The organism is Stenotrophomonas sp. 2YAF22, from assembly GCF_052114665.1.
GTDB classification, from domain to species: Bacteria; Pseudomonadota; Gammaproteobacteria; order Xanthomonadales; family Xanthomonadaceae; genus Stenotrophomonas; species Stenotrophomonas indicatrix.
The window spans coordinates 1-2273 of record NZ_JBFRFE010000669.1 but is presented as its reverse complement, the minus strand read 5'-3'; the positions used below and the strand labels follow the sequence as shown (position 1 = coordinate 2273).

Genomic DNA, 2273 nt, shown 5'->3' with positions numbered 1-2273 from the left:
TCTGGCATCTGTTCGTGATCGGTGGCAGCGTCTGCCACTTCGTCGCCGTGACCCGACAGGTGCTGTGATCCCGTATTGAGGGTAACGCCAGGCCCCTGGCCGGCGAGCAGGCACCGGCTCTGCACACGATGCATATGATCGCTTCGCGCCCCGTCCACCCCGACGGGGCAACCATGGCGGTGTGAATGCTGCCTCTGCTCCTGCTGATTCCAAGGCGCCGCGCTGGCGCCTGCGTCGCCCCGGTCCCCGCGGGCAGCGCTGGCTCGCCGTGCTGGTGTTCCTGTTCGCAGCACTGCTGGTCCTCATCGCCCTGTGGGACTGGAACTGGTTCAAAGGCCCGGTCGAACGTGCGGTGCAGGCGCGTACCGGGCGCGCCCTGCACATCGGCAACCTGGATGTCGAACTCGGCCGTACCACCACCGTGCGCGCCGATACCCTCACCTTCGCCAATGCGCCTTGGGCGAAACAGCCGAACATGGCCAGCGCAGACCGGGTTGAGATCGACGTGCGGGTGTGGCCCCTGCTGCGCGGCAACGTGCAACTGCCCGAGATCCGCCTGACCCGCCCTGACGTGCTGCTCGAGACGGCTCCACGCAAGGGCGACCCGGGCAACTGGAGCTTCCTCGGCGAGAGCAGGGGCGGCACCACACCGCAGCTCAAGCGCCTGCACATCGACGATGGTCGCCTGCAGTTCCTCGACGCACTCGGCCGCACCGACATCCTGGTGAACGTGCGTAGCGGGCAACCGAAACAGGCCGACGCTGCACCACCGTTGCTGGTGGCCGGCAAGGGCCGCTGGCGGGGCAATCCCTTCATCCTGAGCGGCGGCACCGAATCGCCGCTGGAGCTGACCGACAGCGCCCATCCTTTCCGCATCCATCTGGATGGCCGCGCTGGCGCGACCCATGCCGTCGCCACTGGCACCCTGACCAACCCGTTCCAGCTGCAGGTGTTCGACCTGCAGTTCGCGCTGAGCGGGCAAGACCTGGCCGATCTGTATCCATTACTGGGCATCGCCATTCCGCCCTCCCCGCCCTACGCACTGGATGGCCGGCTGAAGCGTGATCACCAGGTGTGGCGTTACGAGCGCTTCACCGGAAAAGTCGGCGACAGCGACCTGGGCGGCGATGTGCAGTTCGATGTCTCCAGGGAACGCCCCCGGATGACCGCGAACCTGGTGTCGCGCCGCCTCGATTTCGATGACCTTGCAGGCTTCGTCGGTGCCCCCCCGAAGACCGGTGGCGGCGAGACCGCCAATGCAGAACAGCGGGCCGAGGCCGCACGTGTGGCCGCCAGCGCAAAGGTGTTGCCGGCCACGCCGTATAACCTCGGCAAGCTTCGCGCGATGGATGCCGACGTACGCTGGAAGGCCCAGCGCATCAATGCGCCGAAGCTGCCGCTGGACGACATGGATGCACACCTGCTGTTGGATGATGGTGTACTGCGGCTGGACCCGCTGAACTTCGGCGTTGCTGGCGGCGACATCCGCAGCACGATCCGCATGGACGCACGTCGCCCGCAGATCGCAACCTCGTTGAAAGCCAGCGTGCGCGGCGTGCAGCTGGGCCAGTTGTTCCCCGATGCCAAGCTGGCCGAGCAGGCCAAGGGGGGGATCAGCGGCGCCATTGATCTGACCGGCAACGGCAACTCGATCGCGGCGATGCTCGGCAGCAGCAGCGGCAACGTGGCGTTGGGCATGGGCCGCGGCCATGTCGGCAACCTGCTGATGGAAGTGGCGGGGCTGGACATCACCGAGTCGCTGAAATTCCTGTTCACCGGCGACAAACAGATTCCCCTGCGCTGCGCCTTCGCCGATTTCGGCGTGCGCGAGGGCTTGATGCATACCCGGTCGATGGCAGTGGACACCACCGATACGATCATCCTCGGCGAGGGCGATGTCAGCCTGCGCGATGAAACACTGGACCTGCTGCTGAAGCCACGGCCGAAGGACAGGAGCATCCTGGTGCTGCGCTCGCCGCTGCGCATCGGCGGCACCTTCAAGGACCCGTCGTTCCGCCCGGACTTCAAGGCGCTGGGTATCCGGGGTGCGGTGGCGTTGACGCTGGGCAGCATCGCGCCGCCGGCGGCACTGCTGGCCACCATCGAACTGGGGCCGGGCAAGGATGCCGACTGCGGTGGGCACTACGCGAAGTAGAGCGGGCGTTCGCGGCGCCTTTGTTTTCCGTGCGGAGAGCCGAAGCAAGGCGACAGGCAGGACACGCCGTAAACCCCGCTCCGCGGTCCGGCCCAGCCGCTGGCGGCTGTGCGTTCGG

The 2273-nt window shown here is 67.1% G+C and carries 1 protein-coding gene; it reads left to right on the top strand.

Features of this window, described 5'->3' with window-relative positions; genetic code table 11:
• The first annotated feature begins 181 nt into the window (after nucleotides 1–181).
• Entirely contained in the window at nucleotides 182–2155 is a 1974-nt protein-coding gene (locus AB4Y84_RS19735) for an AsmA family protein (protein WP_442244899.1), read from the top strand.
• Nucleotides 2156–2273 lie beyond the last annotated feature (118 nt).